Origin of the sequence: Staphylococcus pseudintermedius (assembly GCF_034042775.1) — a bacterium.
Taxonomy (GTDB): Bacteria; Bacillota; Bacilli; order Staphylococcales; family Staphylococcaceae; genus Staphylococcus; species Staphylococcus pseudintermedius.
Genome location: NZ_CP120150.1, coordinates 1,246,827 through 1,266,398, shown reverse-complemented (window position 1 = coordinate 1,266,398; position 19,572 = coordinate 1,246,827). Strand labels below are relative to the sequence as shown.

The window sequence follows — 19,572 nt, the reverse complement described above, 5'->3', positions numbered from 1 at the left end:
ATCCTATCCTTTTTAATGAACTATTTTTTTCGAGATTGACGCTTTTTCATACGACTAAATTGACGTTTTTCTTGGCGTTTCAGTTGTTCGAGTTCTTGTTTGTACTTCTTCTTATAGCCTGGTTTTACTTTCTTTTTCGTATTGCGCTTTACTTTATGCTTTACTTTTTGAGTAATATGGTCATCCTGTTTTTGACGCAATTGTCGTGTATTGTGCGCTTTGATTGGCTTAAATTCGCCATCTTTAATATCGACATTTTCAAAGAGATAGCCTTTGTTTTCGATAGCCGCGATTAAACCATCTTCTTCAGGTGTATAAAGTGTTATCGCCACACCTTTATAATTCCCTCTGCCTGTACGACCAACACGGTGCGTAAAGAAATCAATATCTTTAGGAACGTCAAAGTTTATGACATGACTGACTCCTTCAATATCAATACCACGAGAAGCAAGATCACTCGCAATCACATATTGAAATTCAAGGTTACGAATGCGTTTCATTTGTTGTTTACGTTCACGAGGCGTTAAGCCACCATGAATCATACCCACTTGAATGCCTTGATGTTGAAGTTCATTGGCAAGTTGATTGGCACTATCTCTACTGTTACAGAAGATAATCGCTAAGTATGGATTCAACATTTCAAACAATGCAACTGCTTTTTCGATTTTTTGAGACCCTTTAGTTGGGATGAGATAAAATTCGATACTCTTTTTGTTTTTCGTCTCGCTTTTCACTTCGACAAATTCAGGGTGTTCTAAATATTTGTTTAAAAATGGATGTAGTGACTTGGGAATGGTAGCACTAAACACAGCCATTTTTGCGTCATCATCAAGTTTTGCAGCGATTTGATCGACTTCCTCAATTAAACCTAAGTCAATCATTAAATCCGCCTCGTCAATGACTAAATAATGTGCAAGATGAACGTGGAGTGCACCAATTTTAGCCAAATCGTTAATACGTGTCGGTGTCCCAATAATTAATTGGGGTTGTACTGTCGTTTTTTGCTTGTCTTTTTCAAAATCCGTTCCACCGATAAACAGACTCACTTTAATCCCTGTTTTATATTCACTTAATTGTGTAGCTGCTTGATATAATTGTGTGGCAAGTTCACGTGTTGGTGCTACAATGATAGATTGTGGCTCGTGAATTTCTGGGTCGATTTGTTGGAATAATGGTAAAAGAAATGCATGTGATTTACCTGTCCCTGTTTGTGATTGACCAATAAGATTGACTTGCTTCATAATTTTAGGGATAACACGTTGTTGTATTTCTGTCGGTTGTTTAAAATTTAATGCCGTTATTGCTTCAATTAAAGTTGAATCAAAACGAAATTGGTCAAATGGATGCTTTGCCATGGTTTGGCCTCCTTAAAGATTCGTCTCTATATTATAAATGAATTTATGGTTAATGAAAACATACAAGTAAATGTTTTTGGTTTTTAATGTCCTTGACTTTACAAATCGCTAGTTGTGTATTAATTTTAAAACTGCTGTGTAATTGGTATAATGAGTTATTAAAGGAGGTTCGCTTACAGAATGGAAATCATTAAAATTACCCCACGTGGTTATTGTTATGGCGTGGTCGATGCGATGGTGATTGCACGTAATGCATCACTTGATCCAAACTTACCACGTCCGATATATATATTAGGAATGATTGTGCACAACAAGCACGTGACAGATGCCTTTGAATCAGACGGAATTATTACATTAGACGGACCGAATCGTTTAGAAATATTAGATCAGATTAATGAAGGAACAGTTATCTTCACTGCACATGGTGTATCACCTGAAGTTAAAAGACGTGCTAAAGATAAAGGATTGACATGTATTGACGCGACATGTCCAGATGTTGAAAATACCCATCAACTCATTCGTGATAAAAAAGCGCAGGGCTATCATGTCGTCTATATTGGTAAAAAAGGACATCCTGAGCCAGAGGGAGCTGTTGGTGTCGCACCTGATATCGTTTATCTCGTGGAAACGAAAGAAGACGTGGAAGCGTTGCCTGATACACTGAACGACTACCCTTTAATCGTGACAAATCAAACAACCATGTCGCAATGGGATGTCTCACATTTAATGGATGATTTACAAGAGCGATTCCCTCATGTCGAGCAGCATAAAGAGATTTGCCAAGCGACACAAGTACGTCAAGAAGCAGTTGCAGATCAAGCAGGTGCTGCAGATTTACTCATCGTTGTAGGCGATCCAAAAAGTAATAATTCAAATCGTCTCGCGCAAGTGTCAAAAGATATTGCACATACAAATTCTTACCGTATTGCAGACTTATCACAGCTTGATTTGCGTTGGTTAAAAGACGTAGAAACTGTAGCGGTGACGGCGGGGGCTTCTACGCCTACCCCAATTGTTAAAGAAGTAATTAATTTCTTAAAAGATTATGATCCAATGAACTCTGAAACACATGTCACTGCCTCTAACGTGCCGGTTGAAAAAATCTTACCTAAGATAAAAAAAGCTAAGCCGGTTAAAATTATGGAATAAATCACGTTTAATTGAGTAAAGGAGCATTATAAAAAGCCTGGGATGTTGCATCTCAGGCTTTTTACTGTTTAAACTTTTTGAATGTAAGTTTTCTGGTAAGCGTTTGAACATATCATTGCTTTTAGTCAATCATGCCGAAATGAACGTCCTTATCTACATATAATCATAAGGGTCAGTGTGCACGGATGATGCTATCACTGGTATTTGTGTTGATACATCTGCTAACCAATCTTGCAATAGTGATACTAAGCCTTCTTTCATTACATATTCACTATAATGGTTGATGTCTAAAAGATTGATTCCAGCCATTTTAGCATCTAACGCTTCATGATGCTTAATATCTCCTGTGATAAACAAATCTGCACCGCGTTGATGTGCAAGGTTTTCAAAACCAATCCCTGCACCGCCCACGATTGCAACACGTTGAATTGTCGTATCTCGATTACCAATATAGCGCACACTTGGCATCTTGAGCACTTTTTTCACTGATTGAACAAAACTTTCAACTGACTGCGGTTCTGGTAAATCGCCTATCATGCCGAGGCCATACTGACTCATTTTTTTCATCGGTATAAAATCGTATACAGGTGTTTCATATGGGTGATTAGCTTCAATAATTTTTTGAACGCATGTCATTTGACTGCCAGGAATCATAAACTCAATTTTTAATTCATTAACTGTTTCAATATCACCAATTTGTCCAATATGTGGATTCGCTTCTCCCACTGGCTTAAATTGACCCTCTCCTTCAGAATTGAAAAAACAATATTCATAATTGCCCTCAGTCGCCATACCATGGTCAGCTAAAGTATCTTTAAAAGCCTGTGCGTTTTCTTTTGGAATGAACACTTGAACTTTATAATACATCGTTGTTTGTCTATCTAATAGTTCATTATTTTTTAAGCCCAACTTTTTAGCTAGCATCGCATTGACGCCTTTTGGATGGACATCCAAATTCGTATGTAATGCTATCAAATTAATATTGTTTTGAATGAGACGATATAAAATCGAACCGTATCCACCATCTTCTGTAATGTGTTTCACACCTTTAAAAATAAGAGGATGGTGTGCGATAATGGTGTTAATATTTTGGTCTATTGCTTCCTCTACAACATCTAACGTACAATCTAATGCTGTCAAAATGCCGTTAACTACACTTTGTTTATCACCGATGAGTAAACCGACATTATCCCAAGATTCAGCAGTATCAAACGGTACTTCTTGATTTAATGTTGTTAACAATTCATGTAATTTCATTGTGATAACACCTCTTTAATGTCGTTTTCTTGAGCTTCAATTTCATGATAACGATGATGATGCTTATCAGGATCTAATTGCTTCTTAATATCTGCTAGTGCTTCGAGTTCACGCTCCCATTTTTCTACAAACAATGCATTCGGTTCTGGATGAAGATATGGACCAAATTTAAAGTCTCTGTCAGATAATTGCATTTTTCCTGGGTCTGCAACGATAATTTCATAAATATGTGCACGTTCTTTCACCAAAGTTTCTGTTGTAATGCGATAGCCATGTTGTTGTAAAAAGCGGCGAATCGGTTCGCTTTGAATATTGGATTGGAGGATGAGTCTCGGTTGATTCGGTATATATGAAATCCCTTCAGTTAAAATACGCGTGATGAGTGGACCTCCCATACCACAAATCGTTACAGTATCGGCGCGGTCTGTCGGTTCTAATATTGTTAAGCCGTTGCCTAAACGGACATCAATCTGTTCTTGATAGCCATGTGTCGTTACATTCGTTAATGCAGATTGGTAAGGGCCTTTGATGACTTCTCCAGCAATCGCCCGTTGAATCGTGCCCTTTTGAATGCAATAAATGGGTAGAAATGCATGGTCAGAACCAATATCTGCAAGCACTTCCCCTCGCACGAACTCGCTTACTTTATCCAGTCGTTTATTAATAGGAATCATGATGTTTCTCCTTCATATTGATAATCATAATAAAAAGGGACCGGGATATTGAGTTTTCCCAGTCTCTATCTATTTTATGGACTCAAATCCATTAATAATAATAAAAAAGTCAAAAAAATGTGGATGAATTGGATATTATTGTTTGTCCTCATTCTATAAACTTGCCTTAAGCTGTTGCATTTGATGTAAGTTTGATCAAAAGACTAAGACGCTTTAGAGATTGCGTGTATGCTGTCTGCCCTCTCAAGGTGCTCGCTTTTAAGAAGTCTAGTCAGCCATGCGGGTCAGTGCGACGAAATCTTTGTTACACATGAGATTTCTGTACTACTCCCAAAATCCACTAACGCCTCATCAAATGTAACAGTTGAATCGAGTGTTAATTCATTGTATGACCGACCACTAGGAACGCGAAGCCATGAAGGAAATCAAAACCCACAATTCATAGGGTGGACAAGTTTAACAAAAATATTGCATCAACAGCATCAAAAATTTTTATGCTTCATCTCTTTCAATTGTATTAGTCCATAAAGTCTTTTAAGCGTTTGCTTCGACTTGGATGTCTTAATTTGCGTAATGCTTTAGCTTCGATTTGACGAATTCGTTCACGCGTAACACCGAACACTTTACCTACTTCTTCAAGTGTACGTGTACGACCATCATCTAAACCAAAACGTAAGCGTAATACGTTTTCTTCACGGTCAGTTAATGTATCGAGAACATCTTCTAACTGTTCTTTCAACAATTCATAAGCCGCATGATCAGACGGGCTTTGTGCTTCTTGATCTTCAATAAAATCTCCAAGATGGCTATCGTCTTCTTCGCCAATTGGTGTTTCAAGTGACACTGGTTCTTGAGCAATTTTAAGAATTTCTCGAACTTTTTCTGGTGGTAAATCCATTTCTTCACCAATTTCTTCAGGTGCGGGATCACGACCTAAATCTTGCAATAATTGACGTTGAACACGAATCAGTTTGTTAATCGTTTCAACCATGTGTACTGGAATACGAATCGTACGTGCTTGGTCAGCAATCGCACGTGTAATCGCCTGTCGAATCCACCATGTCGCATAAGTAGAAAACTTGAAACCTTTACTAAAATCAAATTTTTCAACTGCTTTGATGAGGCCCATATTACCTTCTTGAATTAAATCTAAAAATAGCATGCCACGACCGACATAACGTTTAGCAATGCTGACAACAAGACGTAAGTTCGCTTCAGCTAACCGTGCTTTCGCTACTTCATCACCTTGTTCAATGCGTTTGGCAAGCTCAATTTCTTCTTGTGCACTTAACAAATCGACACGACCGATCTCTTTTAAATACATACGTACAGGGTCATTAATTTTAACGCCTGGAGGTGCACTTAGATCATTGGGGTTCAATTTATCATCTGTATCAGAACTGTCTTTTTCATTAATAAGTTGAATGTCATTGTCGTTAATCATGTCGAAAAATTCGTCCATTTGATCAGAATCCATATCAAAATTTTGTAATTTATCTGCTACCTCTTCATGACTTAGATGACCTTCTTTTTTACCTTTTTCTATAAGTTGTTTTTTTACATCTTCTAATGTGAGTGTCGGATCGATGGTTTCTTTTTTGATTACTTTTACCTGGTTATCTGACATAAAAAGGCCTCCCAAAATTATTCTTGACTCTTCAATCTAGCTCTATTTTTGTTAACAATCATCTCTAAAAAGTATTTTTGAGATGCAATATCTCCTACACGTGTCGCTTCTCGCAATTTTTCGTGGAGTGATTCAATCGATTCAGAATAGCGATGTTCAGTCATCACTTGAATATAGTCAGCGATTTCGTTTTCATACGGTTCCCGGTTAAGTGGATAATCCCATAAATATATCAACACTTCTTTTAATATGTCGTGATCTATATATGTGACAAATTCGCTCATCGTAAACGAATCAAATTTTGAATAAAATTCTCGTAAGGTAATAAATATACGTTTAAAATATTCATTTGTAAAGTCTGTTTCATCAATATCTTGATAAAAACTTAAAAATACTTCTTTATCCATAATGAAATGCTTTAAAATTGCACGTTCAGCTTTTTCATATTTATTATGTTGCATCCACTGCGTCGTTTGTATCGGAATAGGTCCGGCTTGTTCAAAATGTTGTTGTGGGTGAACACTTTCTACTTCCTTATTTAGACTATCAGCGCTCACTTTAAACAATTCTGAAGCATTTTGTACGACTTTATTTCTTAAAATATGAGATGAAATCAACGCAGCATCTTCAACAAACATGTGATAGTACTTTTCATATGCTAAATCATTGTTTTGAATCTCATGCTGATGTTGTTGAAGTTTGAAACTAACAAATGCCTTTTTCTCGGTATTCACAAAACTATTAAACTTCTCCGCACCGTATTTCATAATATATTCATCTGGATCCATTTTTGACGGTAATTGTACGACATAAACGTTAAACTGTTGTTGTAAAAGTTGTTGTCCTGTTTTCATTGTCGCTTCGATACCCGCAAAGTCCCCATCAAACATTAACGTGACGTGACTACAGAGCTTCTTTAAAAATGTGATATGTTCATTAGAAAGCTGTGTGCCCATACTTGCTACCACATTTTTCAAACCTGCATCATCTGCTTTAATCACATCCATAAAACCTTCAAGAAGAATGACTTCATCTTTTTGACGAATACTTTTGCGTGCTTCAGACAAGTTGTATAACAGTTTGCGCTTTTGGAAAATAGGTGATTCTGGACTATTCAAGTACTTCGGTTCTTGCTCTGTGTACGTTCGACCAGAATAGCCTACGATACGTCCTTGTGCATTAGCAAGTGGGAAAATAATACGATTCCGGAAGCGATCGTAGTAATTAAAATCTGTGTCATTACGGGACAAAATGCCAGCCTCATAGCCTAGCTGTAAATCATAACCTTTCTTTTCCATGAAATCCGTAGCAAAATGGGATGAATCAGGTGCAAAGCCAATTTTACGCGCATCAATCATATCATCTGTAAAGCCACGTTCATATAAATAATTTAAAGCTTGTTCACCTTCAACAGTTTTTTTCAACAAATAATGATAATATGACAATATCTCTTCATGCATTTGAATCATCTTTAAATCATCAGAAGCGATATGCATATCATCATTTGTTTCCTCAATATCAACCTTTATATTGACACGTTCGCCGAGATGTTGGACAGCTTCTGTAAAGGATATATTTTCAATTTCTTGAATAAACTGAAAGACATTGCCTCCCTTTTTACACCCAAAGCAATGACAAATTTGCTTATCTTCAGAAACAGTGAACGATGGGGTCTTCTCATCATGAAAAGGACACAAACCGATATAATTGCGCCCTCTTTTTTCAAGCTTTACATATTCACTTACAATGTCGAGTATATCAGACTGCTGCTTAATTTCTTCAATCGTATTTTGTGGTATTCTCATGTCATCACCTTGTATCACCATTCATCTCTATGTTATAGGTACAATTTACACATAGTTGTAACATTATACAACTTATTCGCTCGTAAAGGAATGATTATGCTCAATAATTTGAATAATGTTATTCGCCGTCTCTTCAATTGCTTTATTTGAAACATCGAGTACTGGGCAACCAATACGTTCGACGATTTGATTGAAATACGCTAACTCTTCAGCGATACGTTGGTCAGTTGCATAACGTGCTGAATCTGATAAGCCAAGTTGTTTTAATCTCTCTTTTCGAATAGCATTTAATTTATCGGAACTAATTTTGAGCGCTACACATTTTTTCGGGTCCACTTCAAATAATGATTCCGGCGGTGTCACTTCAGGGACAATCGGGACATTCATCACTTTATAACGTTTATGCGCTAAATATTGTGAGATAGGCGTCTTTGATGTACGAGAGATACCGATAAGCACAATGTCCGCTTTAGGCAACCCTTTTGGATCTTTACAATCGTCGTATTTCACTGCAAATTCCATTGCTTCAATTTTTTTAAAGTAATCCTCATCTAATTTATGCACGACACCCGGCTCATTCAATGGTTTTTTGTGAAATGTATCTTCCATTACATTGAGCATTGGTCCCATGACGTCAACGGATTTGAGGCCATATTTGTCGATATTTTCTTGAATATGCGCTCTAATATCTGGTTTCACGAGTGTATAGATAATAATAGATTCTACTTCTCTAGCAACCGCTATGACTTCATCTATATTTTCTTTCGTTTCAATATAAGGATAGCGAAGAATATGATTTGAACAATCGCTATAATTAAATTGAGACATACACGCTTTTGCGACTAACTCAGCTGTTTCTCCCACTGAGTCTGAAGCAATAATGATTTTTACATTCGTCATAGATTATCCTCCTACTAATCGAACAACGATACAAATAATTTCGTAATCGTTGTTTTGGAGATACGGCCAGTGACTTCAAATTTGCCGTTATCTTTTTCTCTTACAATAGGTATTGAGTCGATTTCTTTATGAATCATCTGTCTCGCAGCATAAAGTACGAGGTCATTTTCTTTAAGTAATACAATATTCGGCATACGTGTCATAATGATATTAACAGGCATCGAATGAATATCTTGTCCTGCCATCGACGCTCTAAGCAAATCTTTTCTTGAACATACGCCGACAAGTTCATTATCTTCATTAACGATAAATAATGTTCCTACATCTTCAATAAAAATTGAACAAATCGCTTCATAAACGGTAACATTACTTTTTAAAATGACGGGCTGGGATTGGTAATCTTTAACAACATATTTTTTAAATTTTTCGGTCAAAAGTTGCGAGCTCGATTTTCCTGAATAAAAATAACCGACGCGTGGTCTTGCCTCTAAAAATCCTGCCATTGTTAAAATAGCAAGGTCTGGGCGTAATGTTGCACGTGTTAAATTCAGTTGTTCCGCAATTTTTTCTCCAGTAATAGGTCCATCAGACTTTACAATTTCAACAATGTGTTCCTGTCTTGAATTGAGTTCTATCTGAGTCTCTGTCTATTTAAAACCGACAAATAAGCGGTTATGCTAATTAAATAGCAGAAGTGCCCCCTTTTTACATATTAGCACTATATTTTTTACATTTCGTATCATCATTTGTTACTCGAATTGACTCCTTTCTGATGCGCATCTATGTTCATCATCGAAAAAACAATAAATATGTCACATCGCAAGGAATAATCATGTGGCGTAAATCAATGCATCTTTTTATTGAATACAATTTCCATTATAACTTGTTATGGATTATCAGACAATTATGTTTTTCCTTGCCTTTCCTTTTCGTATAATTTAAAATTAAAAATAAAGCGAGTTAAGGACGGTGAAAGCTTAACACTTTGATTTGGCGTAACGATTCAATTTAAATAAAAGTGAGTGGCTACACTAATTTGGGTGGAACCGCGGATTATTCTAATAATTCGTCCCAAGGCAAAGTTAATTCTTTGGCTTGGGATTTTTTTAATTTTTAAGGAGTGTAAAATATGGAAAAGAAAAACATGGATACGATTGTACAACTGGCTAAGCATAGAGGGTTTGTTTTCCCAGGTAGTGAAATTTATGGTGGCTTAGCAAACACTTGGGATTACGGTCCTCTAGGTGTTGAGCTTAAAAACAACGTTAAAAAAGCATGGTGGAAAAAGTTTATTACACAGTCCCCTTATAACGTTGGTTTAGATGCTGCTATTTTAATGAACCCTAAAACTTGGGAAGCTTCAGGTCACTTAGGTAACTTTAACGATCCAATGATTGATAATAAAGACAGTAAAATTCGTTATCGCGCGGACAAGTTAATTGAAGATTATATGGCTAACGTGAAAGGTGACGAAAACTTTATAGCGGACGGTTTAAGTTTTGATGAAATGAAACGTATTATTGATGAAGAAGGCATTACGTGTCCTGTTAGTGGTACTGCAAACTGGACAGACATCCGTCAATTCAACTTAATGTTCAAAACATTCCAAGGTGTAACTGAAGATTCTACAAACGAAATTTTCTTACGTCCAGAAACTGCACAAGGTATTTTCGTTAACTATAAAAATGTTCAACGTTCAATGCGTAAAAAATTGCCATTTGGTATTGGTCAAATCGGTAAATCATTCCGTAATGAGATCACACCAGGTAACTTCATTTTCCGTACACGTGAATTCGAACAAATGGAACTTGAATTCTTCTGTAAACCAGGAACTGAAATTGAATGGCAAAACTATTGGAAAGATTTTGCGGCAAATTGGCTTGAAAGTTTAGGGTTGGCTAAAGAAAATACGCGTTTACGTGACCACGATGAAGATGAATTATCACATTACTCAAACGCGACAACTGATATCGAATACCGCTTCCCATTTGGTTGGGGCGAACTATGGGGTATCGCGAGTCGTACAGATTTTGACTTAAAAAAACATAGCGAACATTCTGGTGAAGACTTCAGCTATCACGATCCTGAAACAAATGAAAAATATATTCCTTATTGTATCGAGCCTTCATTAGGTGCAGACCGTGTGACATTAGCATTTTTATGTGATGCCTATGATGAAGAAGGGGTTGAAGGAAGCAAAGATGCACGTACTGTTCTTCACTTCCACCCTGCTATCGCGCCGTATAAAGCTGCTGTATTACCGCTAAGTAAAAAATTGTCTGCAGATGCGATTAAAGTTTACGAACAATTGAGTGAAGACTTTGTAGTAGACTTTGACGAATCTCAATCTATTGGTAAACGTTACCGTCGTCAAGACGAAATCGGAACGCCATACTGTATTACATTTGACTTTGATTCATTAGAAGATCAACAAGTGACTGTACGTGACCGTGACACAATGGAACAAGTCCGTATGCCAATTAGCGAACTTAATGCATTCTTAGCTGAAAAAGTTAAATTCTAATTAATATCGAATAAAAAACCTCGTCCAATGATGCGAACTATCGGGCGAGGTTTTTGATATGAATGACAAATTTGAGAAATAACGGTTTAATCTTTAATTTGGGTAGACCATTAAGTTTTCCTACCCTCTATCTACTATGTTTATATCTATAGTTAAAAATCAATTGAAAACTGAAGATGATGAGGACAAAATTTTTTATCTCTCCCCTCAACATATCAATCATCAGTGCTATCCGTGACCTTTAGTCGATTCAATTGATTAATCAACCGTTGACTTTTAAAATACATCCCTGCATATTCTTTATATAACAATAAGATGAACTTAGACATTTCTTCAACAATTGCATCTTGAATACGCAATGCATTGATTTTGTCTAACGGTAAATCTTTTAAAACATACGTTAAATAAATGGTTTTATTTGATAGAGGTAATGCATGTGGATCGCGATGTGTGACTTCTGTTGCAATAATACCATCAAATTTAAAACTAAAATGCGTCAACTTTGCAGGATTGGTCTCACCTGTCATGACGCATTTCGATAAATCTACATCAAAGCCAAAACGAGGCATACATTTTAACATCACAATATTTGTAATCAGTTGTGGTGATACACCTTGTTGAAAACGATCAAAAGCGAAATCCAACAATCGATACATTGTTGGATTGATTTCATCGGTTTCCATCGCACGATCAATCGTTTCCAAACATAAACTGGCATAACTGTGCGCATAAATGTCTTGGCGAAGTTCATAATTAAGATTGAGGACGTCAACGGAAGTGAGCCTCCCCATCCCTTTCCACTGATTATAAATAAACAAACCTTGTACAAAAATTTGAGTTGTAGCTTGGAGACCGGATTTAATCTTTTTAGCACGGCGGACCATGAGCGGCACTTTTGCCCCATGTTCATTTAAGATAGTAATGATTTTGTCAGACTCACCATAATCGACTGCTTTTATAATGATGCCTTTTTGTTTAACGAGCACTTCATCACCACCTCTAATTAACGATTATTCATCTTCTACATAGCCCATTTGCTTAATAAAGCTTGATTTGTTACGCCAATCTTTTTGAACTTTCACCCATAAATCTAAATAAACTTTAGAACCTAGCAAATGTTCAATATCCAAACGCGCGCGCTTACCTACTTCTTTCAGTTTTTTACCGCCTTTACCAATAACGATGCCTTTTTGTGAGTCACGTTCCACATATATGACCGCTTCAATATGCACCCGATCTTCGGATTCCTGAGTCATACGTTCAACGTTGACACCAATAGCATGTGGAATTTCCTCACTAGTCGTTTGTAAAATCTTTTCACGAATGAGCTCACTCACTACAAATTGTTCAGGATGATCTGAAATTTGGCCATCAGGATAGTATTGCGGGCCTTCTGGTAAATAGGATTTAAGTACATTGATGAAATGGTCGACGTTATGTCCTTCTAAAGCAGAGATAGGGATAATTTCTGCAAAATCCATATAACGTTGATATTGTTCGATTCTTGGCATTAAAGCATCTGGATGTACTAAATCGATTTTGTTCAGCACTAAAAAGACAGGTGTTTTAACCGTTTTTAACATTTCCATAATGTATTCATCTCCGCGACCAATTTCTTCATTAACATTGACCATAAACATGACCGCATCAATTTCAGAAAGTGTGTTTTTAGCAACTTTCATCATATAGTCACCTAATTTATGTTTTGGTTTATGAATACCAGGTGTATCTAGAAAGACGATTTGTGCGTCTTGTTGTGTCATCACACCTTGAATTTTATTACGCGTTGTTTGCGCTTTATCCGACATAATCGCGATTTTGTGACCAATAACACGATTGACAAACGTTGATTTCCCTACATTCGGGCGTCCAATAATGGTCACAAATCCTGACTTATATTCACTCATAAATTTAAATCCTTTCCTGAAAATCCATATGGTAATAGTTCGGCTACTGTTGCTTCACGCATTTCACCCGTTTGGTTCGTCATATACACTGGCATATCGTCATCACAAAGCTCATGAATTACTTGTCGACAAGGTCCACATGGTGATGCAAGTTCTGGACTGTCTACTGTGATAGTGATTGATTCAAAATCTCCTGGTTTGTATCCTTGCGAGATTGCCGCCACTAATGCGGAACGTTCTGCACAAATACATGAGGGATACGCGGCATTTTCAACGTTGGCGCCATGGAAAGTTTGTCCATCTTTAGTGACTAAGTATGCGCCAACTTTAAATTGACTGTATGGCGCATAAGCTTTTTGTTGTGCTTTTCTAACCTCTGTGTAATGTTTATCTGTATAGCCCATGTTTATCTTCTCCTCTTAAAAAAATGAAACGAATTTCGGTATAAAAATGATGCAACCTACAATAAATGCAAAGAGTGATGCAAGTAAGACACTAAATGCTGCCACGTCTTTAGCATGTTTTGCGAAAATGTGAAAATCTTGCGTCGCCAAATCGACAACATATTCTATTGCAGTATTGATAGCTTCCGTAATAATGACAAGAAATATCGCTAAAATGATGAAGAGCCATTCTATTGTACTTAATGGCAGTGCCCATCCTAAAATGAGTATTAAGAATGCTATGATAAGATGATATAAAAAGTTTCGATCTTTAATTAAAATCGTTCGGCACCCTTGAAAGGCATATTTAAAACGGTTGAACATTAGTCTCTCGTCAATCCAAATTGATTTAAAATGTCTTTTTGGCGCCCAAACATGACCTTTTCGTCTTCTTCTGTCATATGATCATAGCCTAACAAATGTAAAAACCCATGAAGTGCTAAAAAGCCGAGTTCACGTTCAAAAGAATGTCCGTATTGTTCTGCCTGTTCCGCTGCGACATCCGTACAAATAATGATGTCTCCTAAAACGCGGGGGACATCCATACCTTCAAAAATGTCTTCCTCTTCTTCAAAAGCAAACGAAATGACATCTGTGACTTTATCCTTTTGACGGTAATCACGATTAATCTCTTGAATCTCAGCTTTATCTACAAAAGTGACAGAAAGTTCGGCGTCTTCATCAATGCCCTCTTCATTTTTAGCGAATTCTAACACATCTCGAATCTGTGTGTACCAGTCATCTTTCACTTGATCGGTATGGTCACTAAAATCAATTGTAAACATCAATTAGTCCTCCTCATATCTACTGATGATTTGACCTACTAGCGGATGACGGACCACATCAGCTTGGTCTAAATGTTGAATCGCGAGCCCTTTAATATTTTTTAAGCGTTGTTCAGCTTCAATCAGACCACTTTTAACACCACGAGGTAAATCGATCTGTGTTTTATCTCCAGTGACAACCATTTTAGAACCGAATCCAAGTCGCGTTAAAAACATTTTCATCTGTGCATGTGTCGTATTTTGCGCTTCGTCTAAAATGACAAACGCATCTTCTAACGTTCTACCACGCATGTAGGCAAGTGGTGCAATTTCGATGACGCCACGTTCAATGAGCCGTGCCGTTTGTTCCGTCCCTAAAACGGTATTTAAACCATCATATAGCGGACGTAAATATGGATCCACCTTCTCTTTTAAGTCACCTGGTAGAAAGCCAAGTGATTCCCCCGCTTCTACGGCTGGACGTGTTAAGACAAGACGTTTCACTTGTCCTGCACGTAACGCTTTTGCAGCAAAAACGACGGCTAAAAATGTTTTACCTGTTCCAGCAGGCCCAATTCCGAACACTAAATCATTATTTTTCATTGCATGGATATACATCCGTTGTCCCATCGTTTTAGCTCGAATCGTTTTGCCGAATGCGTCTTTAGTAATCTCCTCTTCGTACAAATCAATGAGATGCTCAATTTGTCCGTTTTTAGCCATTTTAATTGCAGCTTGCACATCTTTAACAGTAATAGATGCCCCTTGCTCGATGACTTTCAATAAGTTGATTAGCACAGATTCAGCTTCTGTTACAGCGCTGACCTTTTCGCCCTTAACTGCAACTTCTTGTCCTCTGGCATGAATGACAACATCAAATGCTTCTTCAATAAGTTGAATATGTTCATCATTGTTTCCTAATAAAGCTTGTGCTTGGTTGATGTCGTCGATCTGAATCAATTCCGGCATAAAGTAACTCCTTTGCTCATATTGTTTATTATCAATGTATCAAATTGTCATGTATGATGCGTTTTATATTTTTGCGACTGCTACATACTTATTATAGCACGTTTACGCCGTTTGTTACTTGTTATTCACATTCAATTCATATGTTGAAAGATAACTTGTCAGCATTTTTATAGGGAATCTATTTTAACATTTTAAAGGTTGAAAAGCTATGTACATTTTTCATTGAAGAGATACCGTGCTTCATGAAATATTTCTACATTTATTTAATAATTAAAGAGCAAAACAAATGAGGCAAGCGACAATCTCAGCTGCTCTACTGAAATCATTTCTTGCCTCATCTTAAGAGAGTTTTATAACTGCTTTGGTCGGTTTAAAACTTCTGACCAAATGAGCCCATTCACGACCTCATTATTAGAAAATGTTAAATCGCCTTGTTGGATAGCAGTTGTATTGTTTTCTTCCAACAATTGTTTTAATTTAAATTGCTTTGTACGATGCGATAAATAATTATCTTGAATGATATTTTTGGCGCGTCTTTCAATGTGTGCAATTCGCTTTTGTCTTTCTTTATCAAGTTGTTGATCGAGTTCACGCATATGTTGATCCAACATTTGTTGCATTTCTATAGCCTGCTTTTGATTTTCTTGCGTTTTTGGCTTTGTCGCTTCAGCTTGTTTTTCGAATTGAGTAGGTTCAGGTCTTACCGTCTTTTTACGTTTCAGTTGTTGTGCTGGTTGTGGCTGAGACGGTTCGTTTGGTTCATCAAAATCTGAAAGTTCTCTTTCAAACTCTTCAAGCTTTTGTTGGACATTCTCTAGGAAACCGCCACTTTTTTGAGGTGCTGTTTCCTTTTTGTTGTTTTGAGGTTTGTTTTGTTTTTGGCGTTTCTCATGACTTTTATCACTAACTGCACTAAATAAAGAAATAGCAATGGTGATAATAAATATAATCGTTCCAATGCTCATCTAATCACCTCAATTACTGTTCAGGTGTTGAGTTATTGTTTTGAGTGCTTTTATTAATGGCTTCTCTCATCCCTGTATCTGCTTCAATATTTTTTAGATTATAATAATCTTTTACACCGATATTACCAGAACGCAATGCTTCTGCTAATGCTAGAGGTACTTGTGCCTCTGCTTCGACTACTTTTGCATGCATTTCTTGTACACGTGCCTTCATTTCTTGCTCTTGTGCAACGGCCATCGCACGACGCTCTTCCGCTTTGGCTTGTGCAATGTTTTTATCTGCAATGGCTTGTTCAGTTTGTAAGTCGGCACCAATGTTTTTACTAATATCTACGTCAGCAATATCAATAGATAAAATTTCAAAGGCTGTTCCTGAATCTAAACCTTTACTTAAAACAGTTTTAGAAATGTTATCAGGGTTTTCTAAAACTTGTGTATGGTGTTCACTAGAACCAATTGTTGAGACAATCCCTTCACCTACACGGGCAATAATCGTATCTTCACCCGCACCACCGACTAAGCGTGAAATGTTTGCACGTACAGTAATACGCGCTTTTGCCTTTACTTCAATCCCGTTCATCGCAACACCCGCAATAAATGGTGTTTCAATGACTTTAGGGTTGACTGACATTTGTACAGCTTCTAATACGTCACGACCTGCTAAATCGATAGCTGCACCACGTTCGAACGGTAAATTAATATCCGCACGTTGCGCCGCGATATTCGCATCAACAACACGATCCACGTTCCCACCTGCTAAATAGTGAGACTCAAGTTGGTTTGTTGTTAAATGTAAACCTGCTTTATGCGCTTTAATGAGTGGGCCAATGACTTTACGCGGTGACACACGACGTAAACGCATCCCTACTAATGTACCAATTCCTACTTTTACACCAGCAGCTAATGCAGAAATCCATAAGCCGACTGGGACAAACGAAAATAAAATTAATAACGCAACAATTATTAATACGGCAATAACAATGAAAGTAATTAATCCACTTGTTAACATGACATTCGCTCCTTATATTTAAATTTCTCTTACAACGACACGTGTACCCTCAACCTCGATGATTGCAACTTTCATGTCTTTACTAATAAAAGAACCTTCAGAAACAGCATCAATACGCTCGTTGTTCAAAATAATAATACCTGAAGGACGTAAATCAGTATAACTCACTGCAATTTCGCCAACGAGATGAGAGCGATCATTATGAGATGTGTAGCCAGATTCTTTACTCGTTGAATCTTTTAATACTACTTTGTCAAATATCGCTATACTTTTTTTGAAAAATTTCACTAAAACCACCCACTCGATTAATGTCAAAATTGATGCAAACACGACATTAAATAACATCATTGATAAATTATCACCAAGCGTAACAAAGCTTATAATAATAAGTGTAATGCCAATAATACCTAACACTGCACCAAATACAAACAATTCAACCAAAAGTAAGAGCACACCAATAACAAACAACATCAATGTAATCAATGTAAAACTACCTTGGATGATAAAACCTAAAAATAAAAACAATAAGGCAAAAAGCGCTATAATTCCAGAAAAATTAATTCTCCGTGAATAAAGTTGATACAAACATCCAAGAAAAACAATACAAATTAAAATAAGAGACAGCATTTCAGAAGTTAAAATCTCTCCTAGTTGATTGAAAAAAAGCAATTGGCATTCCTCCAGTGTCAAGGCTCATATATAAAGCATTATACACATTTAACTCTCCTCTATGTAGTATACATTAAAAAAGTGTATTCTAATAGAATTTCATACAAAAACCTTTCAGTAAAGTATTGATATATCCAAATGTAGTAGAATGAATTTTCAAATATTTATTGTTAATATAAGTCTAGTTTAAACACATCCACTAGTAGACGTAAGCAGTATGTAATCAATATAGTATCAGATATGTTAGGTAAAACGAAGCAAAGCCACATCATGTCATAAAAGGACAAGATGTGGCGATATTTAATAATTAATTAAACATAATAATCACGATAACTCTAAATTTACACGCTTAATAAAATAACACATATAATATATGCTATCAAATTAGTTAATCATGTCATATGCTGAAAAAACGTTCTCGTTGTGTGTACGGCTCGTTGCTTTTGTTGGTTGTGTTGCTGTTTTAGGTTGTGCTTGTTTTAACGCTTCTTCATTGATCATATCGTATTGTGAAAAAATGTTTTCATTGTGTGTACGGCTCGTTGCTTTTGTTGATTGTGTTGTTGTTTTAGGTTGTGCTTGTTTTAACGCTTCTTCATTAATCATATCGTATTGTGAAAAAATGTTCTCGTTGTGTGTACGGCTCGTTGCTTTTGTTGATTGTGTTGTTGTTTTAGGTTGTGCTTGTTTTAACGCTTCTTCATTAATCATATCGTATTGTGAAAAAATGTTCTCGTTGTGTGTACGGCTCGTTGCTTTTGTTGATTGTGTTGTTGTTTTAGGTTGTGCTTGTTTTAACGCTTCTTCATTAATCATATCGTATTGTGAAAAAACGTTCTCATTGTGAACATAGTTAACTCCATCAAAATCATTTGATTGTGTTTCCGGTGTTCCTTCTGCTGCATAAGCTTGAGACCCCGCTAAGCCGACTAATCCTAGTGAAATAGAAAGTGCTGAAACTTTAAAAATATTTTTCATTTTCTAATTACCTCCTACTCTTGATATAAAAAGTATACCAATAAATGGATAAATTGTAAATCATGATGCTTTGAAAAACAAACAATTTCATAAGCATAATAATTATTTATCTGTCTATATATTGCTAGATAATTTTATAGTTCATACAAAAAGGAGATCAAGCAACACTTTTTGCCTAATCTCTGTATTTTACACTTCAAACCTATTTGAAAATAGCCAAATAAAACAACACACTCTCTTATTAGTGAGAGTGTGTTGCAATATATCATTATTTGAATGTTGAGGGAGTTCAACACATTGAATGATTATCTGAACTTACGTTTACGCGCAGCTTCAGATTTCTTTTTGCGTTTTACGCTTGGTTTTTCATAAAATTCGCGTTTGCGAACTTCTTGAATTGTACCGCTTTTTGAAACTGAGCGTTTAAAACGACGTAAAGCATCTTCTAATGATTCGTTTTTGCGGACTACTGTTTTAGACATCTGTATTTCCCTCCCTCCAAATATCAAAAAAACTTTTATTCATCATTTACACAGTAAGTAACCATGTAATGAATAGTATAAATTAAATCTTTTTC

20 protein-coding genes are annotated in these 19,572 nt (G+C 36.4%); 2 read left to right on the top strand and 18 right to left on the bottom strand.

Features of this window, described 5'->3' with window-relative positions:
* Positions 1–20 precede the first annotated feature (20 nt).
* Positions 21–1,355 carry a DEAD/DEAH box helicase gene (locus P3U61_RS06005; protein ID WP_014613799.1) on the bottom strand — a complete coding sequence of 445 codons (1,335 nt, stop codon included), beginning with the start codon at positions 1,353–1,355 and terminating at the stop codon, positions 21–23.
* Positions 1,356–1,535: 180 nt separating this feature from the next.
* Here P3U61_RS06005 and P3U61_RS06000 point away from each other — a divergent pair, with 180 nt between their 5' ends.
* Complete coding sequence (locus P3U61_RS06000) at positions 1,536–2,504, top strand: 4-hydroxy-3-methylbut-2-enyl diphosphate reductase (protein WP_014613798.1); 969 nt, start codon at positions 1,536–1,538, stop codon at positions 2,502–2,504.
* A 153-nt stretch (positions 2,505–2,657) separates the two neighbouring features.
* On the opposite strand, the gene P3U61_RS05995 is transcribed toward P3U61_RS06000, so the two are convergent.
* The 6 genes from P3U61_RS05995 to P3U61_RS05970 form a co-directional block, all read right to left on the bottom strand.
* Positions 2,658–3,761, bottom strand: coding sequence for a Nif3-like dinuclear metal center hexameric protein (locus P3U61_RS05995; RefSeq protein WP_037542857.1), 1,104 nt, complete (start codon positions 3,759–3,761; stop codon positions 2,658–2,660).
* Positions 3,758–4,435: a tRNA (adenine(22)-N(1))-methyltransferase gene (locus P3U61_RS05990; protein WP_063284402.1), complete on the bottom strand. Its 678-nt coding sequence runs from the start codon at positions 4,433–4,435 to the stop codon at positions 3,758–3,760. The genes P3U61_RS05995 and P3U61_RS05990 overlap by 4 nt, the downstream gene beginning before the upstream one ends.
* 517 nt (positions 4,436–4,952) lie before the next feature.
* Complete coding sequence (gene rpoD, locus P3U61_RS05985; RefSeq protein WP_014613795.1) at positions 4,953–6,062, bottom strand: RNA polymerase sigma factor RpoD; 1,110 nt, start codon at positions 6,060–6,062, stop codon at positions 4,953–4,955.
* Positions 6,063–6,079: 17 nt separating this feature from the next.
* Complete coding sequence (gene dnaG, locus P3U61_RS05980) at positions 6,080–7,867, bottom strand: DNA primase (protein ID WP_014613794.1); 1,788 nt, start codon at positions 7,865–7,867, stop codon at positions 6,080–6,082.
* A gap of 72 nt (positions 7,868–7,939) precedes the next feature.
* Entirely contained in the window at positions 7,940–8,767 is an 828-nt protein-coding gene (locus tag P3U61_RS05975) for a pyruvate, water dikinase regulatory protein (RefSeq protein ID WP_014613793.1), read from the bottom strand.
* Positions 8,768–8,781: 14 nt separating this feature from the next.
* Positions 8,782–9,402 (bottom strand): transcriptional regulator CcpN, encoded by a 621-nt coding sequence (locus P3U61_RS05970; protein ID WP_075773659.1) that lies wholly within the window; start codon positions 9,400–9,402, stop codon positions 8,782–8,784.
* A 494-nt stretch (positions 9,403–9,896) separates the two neighbouring features.
* Between P3U61_RS05970 and P3U61_RS05965 the strand changes: the two genes are divergently transcribed.
* On the top strand, positions 9,897–11,291 hold the full coding sequence (locus tag P3U61_RS05965) for a glycine--tRNA ligase (protein ID WP_015729245.1): 1,395 nt from the start codon (positions 9,897–9,899) through the stop codon (positions 11,289–11,291).
* A 215-nt stretch (positions 11,292–11,506) separates the two neighbouring features.
* Here the strand turns inward: P3U61_RS05965 and recO are convergent, their stop codons facing one another.
* The 11 genes from recO to rpsU form a co-directional block, all read right to left on the bottom strand.
* Complete coding sequence (gene recO / locus P3U61_RS05960) at positions 11,507–12,277, bottom strand: DNA repair protein RecO (protein ID WP_101431351.1); 771 nt, start codon at positions 12,275–12,277, stop codon at positions 11,507–11,509.
* A 24-nt stretch (positions 12,278–12,301) separates the two neighbouring features.
* On the bottom strand, positions 12,302–13,198 hold the full coding sequence (gene era, locus P3U61_RS05955; RefSeq protein ID WP_014613789.1) for a GTPase Era: 897 nt from the start codon (positions 13,196–13,198) through the stop codon (positions 12,302–12,304).
* Entirely contained in the window at positions 13,195–13,602 is a 408-nt protein-coding gene (cdd, locus tag P3U61_RS05950; RefSeq protein ID WP_014613788.1) for a cytidine deaminase, read from the bottom strand. The genes era and cdd overlap by 4 nt, the downstream gene beginning before the upstream one ends.
* 15 nt (positions 13,603–13,617) lie before the next feature.
* On the bottom strand, positions 13,618–13,965 hold the full coding sequence (locus tag P3U61_RS05945) for a diacylglycerol kinase family protein (RefSeq protein ID WP_014613787.1): 348 nt from the start codon (positions 13,963–13,965) through the stop codon (positions 13,618–13,620).
* Positions 13,965–14,426, bottom strand: coding sequence for an rRNA maturation RNase YbeY (gene ybeY, locus P3U61_RS05940; protein ID WP_014613786.1), 462 nt, complete (start codon positions 14,424–14,426; stop codon positions 13,965–13,967). The genes P3U61_RS05945 and ybeY overlap by 1 nt, the downstream gene beginning before the upstream one ends.
* Positions 14,427–14,429: 3 nt before the next feature.
* Positions 14,430–15,374 (bottom strand): PhoH family protein, encoded by a 945-nt coding sequence (locus P3U61_RS05935; RefSeq protein WP_014613785.1) that lies wholly within the window; start codon positions 15,372–15,374, stop codon positions 14,430–14,432.
* A 350-nt stretch (positions 15,375–15,724) separates the two neighbouring features.
* A complete protein-coding gene (locus tag P3U61_RS05930) occupies positions 15,725–16,339 on the bottom strand; it encodes a hypothetical protein (protein ID WP_014613784.1) in 615 nt (204 codons plus the stop codon).
* Between the two features lie 13 nt (positions 16,340–16,352).
* On the bottom strand, positions 16,353–17,348 hold the full coding sequence (gene floA, locus P3U61_RS05925; protein WP_014613783.1) for a flotillin-like protein FloA: 996 nt from the start codon (positions 17,346–17,348) through the stop codon (positions 16,353–16,355).
* 18 nt (positions 17,349–17,366) lie between these two features.
* The gene (locus P3U61_RS05920; protein WP_015729248.1) at positions 17,367–18,017 is read right to left on the bottom strand and encodes an NfeD family protein; all 651 of its coding nucleotides are present in this window, start codon (positions 18,015–18,017) and stop codon (positions 17,367–17,369) included.
* A 384-nt stretch (positions 18,018–18,401) separates the two neighbouring features.
* On the bottom strand, positions 18,402–18,995 hold the full coding sequence (locus P3U61_RS05915; RefSeq protein ID WP_104052057.1) for a hypothetical protein: 594 nt from the start codon (positions 18,993–18,995) through the stop codon (positions 18,402–18,404).
* A gap of 305 nt (positions 18,996–19,300) precedes the next feature.
* Positions 19,301–19,477 (bottom strand): 30S ribosomal protein S21, encoded by a 177-nt coding sequence (rpsU, locus tag P3U61_RS05910; protein ID WP_002471046.1) that lies wholly within the window; start codon positions 19,475–19,477, stop codon positions 19,301–19,303.
* Positions 19,478–19,572: the final 95 nt, after the last annotated feature.

What these genes read in the sequence shown, in the direction of transcription:
- P3U61_RS06005 (WP_014613799.1), bottom strand. Translation starts at nt 1,355, where the DNA reads ATGGCAAAGCATCCATTTGACCAATTTCGTTTTGATTCAACTTTAATT.
- P3U61_RS06000 (WP_014613798.1), top strand. Translation starts at nt 1,536, where the DNA reads ATGGAAATCATTAAAATTACCCCACGTGGTTATTGTTATGGCGTGGTC.
- P3U61_RS05995 (WP_037542857.1), bottom strand. Translation starts at nt 3,761, where the DNA reads ATGAAATTACATGAATTGTTAACAACATTAAATCAAGAAGTACCGTTT.
- P3U61_RS05990 (WP_063284402.1), bottom strand. Translation starts at nt 4,435, where the DNA reads ATGATTCCTATTAATAAACGACTGGATAAAGTAAGCGAGTTCGTGCGA.
- rpoD (WP_014613795.1), bottom strand. Translation starts at nt 6,062, where the DNA reads ATGTCAGATAACCAGGTAAAAGTAATCAAAAAAGAAACCATCGATCCG.
- dnaG (WP_014613794.1), bottom strand. Translation starts at nt 7,867, where the DNA reads ATGAGAATACCACAAAATACGATTGAAGAAATTAAGCAGCAGTCTGAT.
- P3U61_RS05975 (WP_014613793.1), bottom strand. Translation starts at nt 8,767, where the DNA reads ATGACGAATGTAAAAATCATTATTGCTTCAGACTCAGTGGGAGAAACA.
- P3U61_RS05965 (WP_015729245.1), top strand. Translation starts at nt 9,897, where the DNA reads ATGGAAAAGAAAAACATGGATACGATTGTACAACTGGCTAAGCATAGA.
- era (WP_014613789.1), bottom strand. Translation starts at nt 13,198, where the DNA reads ATGAGTGAATATAAGTCAGGATTTGTGACCATTATTGGACGCCCGAAT.
- cdd (WP_014613788.1), bottom strand. Translation starts at nt 13,602, where the DNA reads ATGGGCTATACAGATAAACATTACACAGAGGTTAGAAAAGCACAACAA.
- P3U61_RS05945 (WP_014613787.1), bottom strand. Translation starts at nt 13,965, where the DNA reads ATGTTCAACCGTTTTAAATATGCCTTTCAAGGGTGCCGAACGATTTTA.
- ybeY (WP_014613786.1), bottom strand. Translation starts at nt 14,426, where the DNA reads ATGTTTACAATTGATTTTAGTGACCATACCGATCAAGTGAAAGATGAC.
- P3U61_RS05935 (WP_014613785.1), bottom strand. Translation starts at nt 15,374, where the DNA reads ATGCCGGAATTGATTCAGATCGACGACATCAACCAAGCACAAGCTTTA.
- P3U61_RS05930 (WP_014613784.1), bottom strand. Translation starts at nt 16,339, where the DNA reads ATGAGCATTGGAACGATTATATTTATTATCACCATTGCTATTTCTTTA.
- floA (WP_014613783.1), bottom strand. Translation starts at nt 17,348, where the DNA reads ATGTTAACAAGTGGATTAATTACTTTCATTGTTATTGCCGTATTAATA.
- P3U61_RS05915 (WP_104052057.1), bottom strand. Translation starts at nt 18,995, where the DNA reads ATGAAAAATATTTTTAAAGTTTCAGCACTTTCTATTTCACTAGGATTA.
- rpsU (WP_002471046.1), bottom strand. Translation starts at nt 19,477, where the DNA reads ATGTCTAAAACAGTAGTCCGCAAAAACGAATCATTAGAAGATGCTTTA.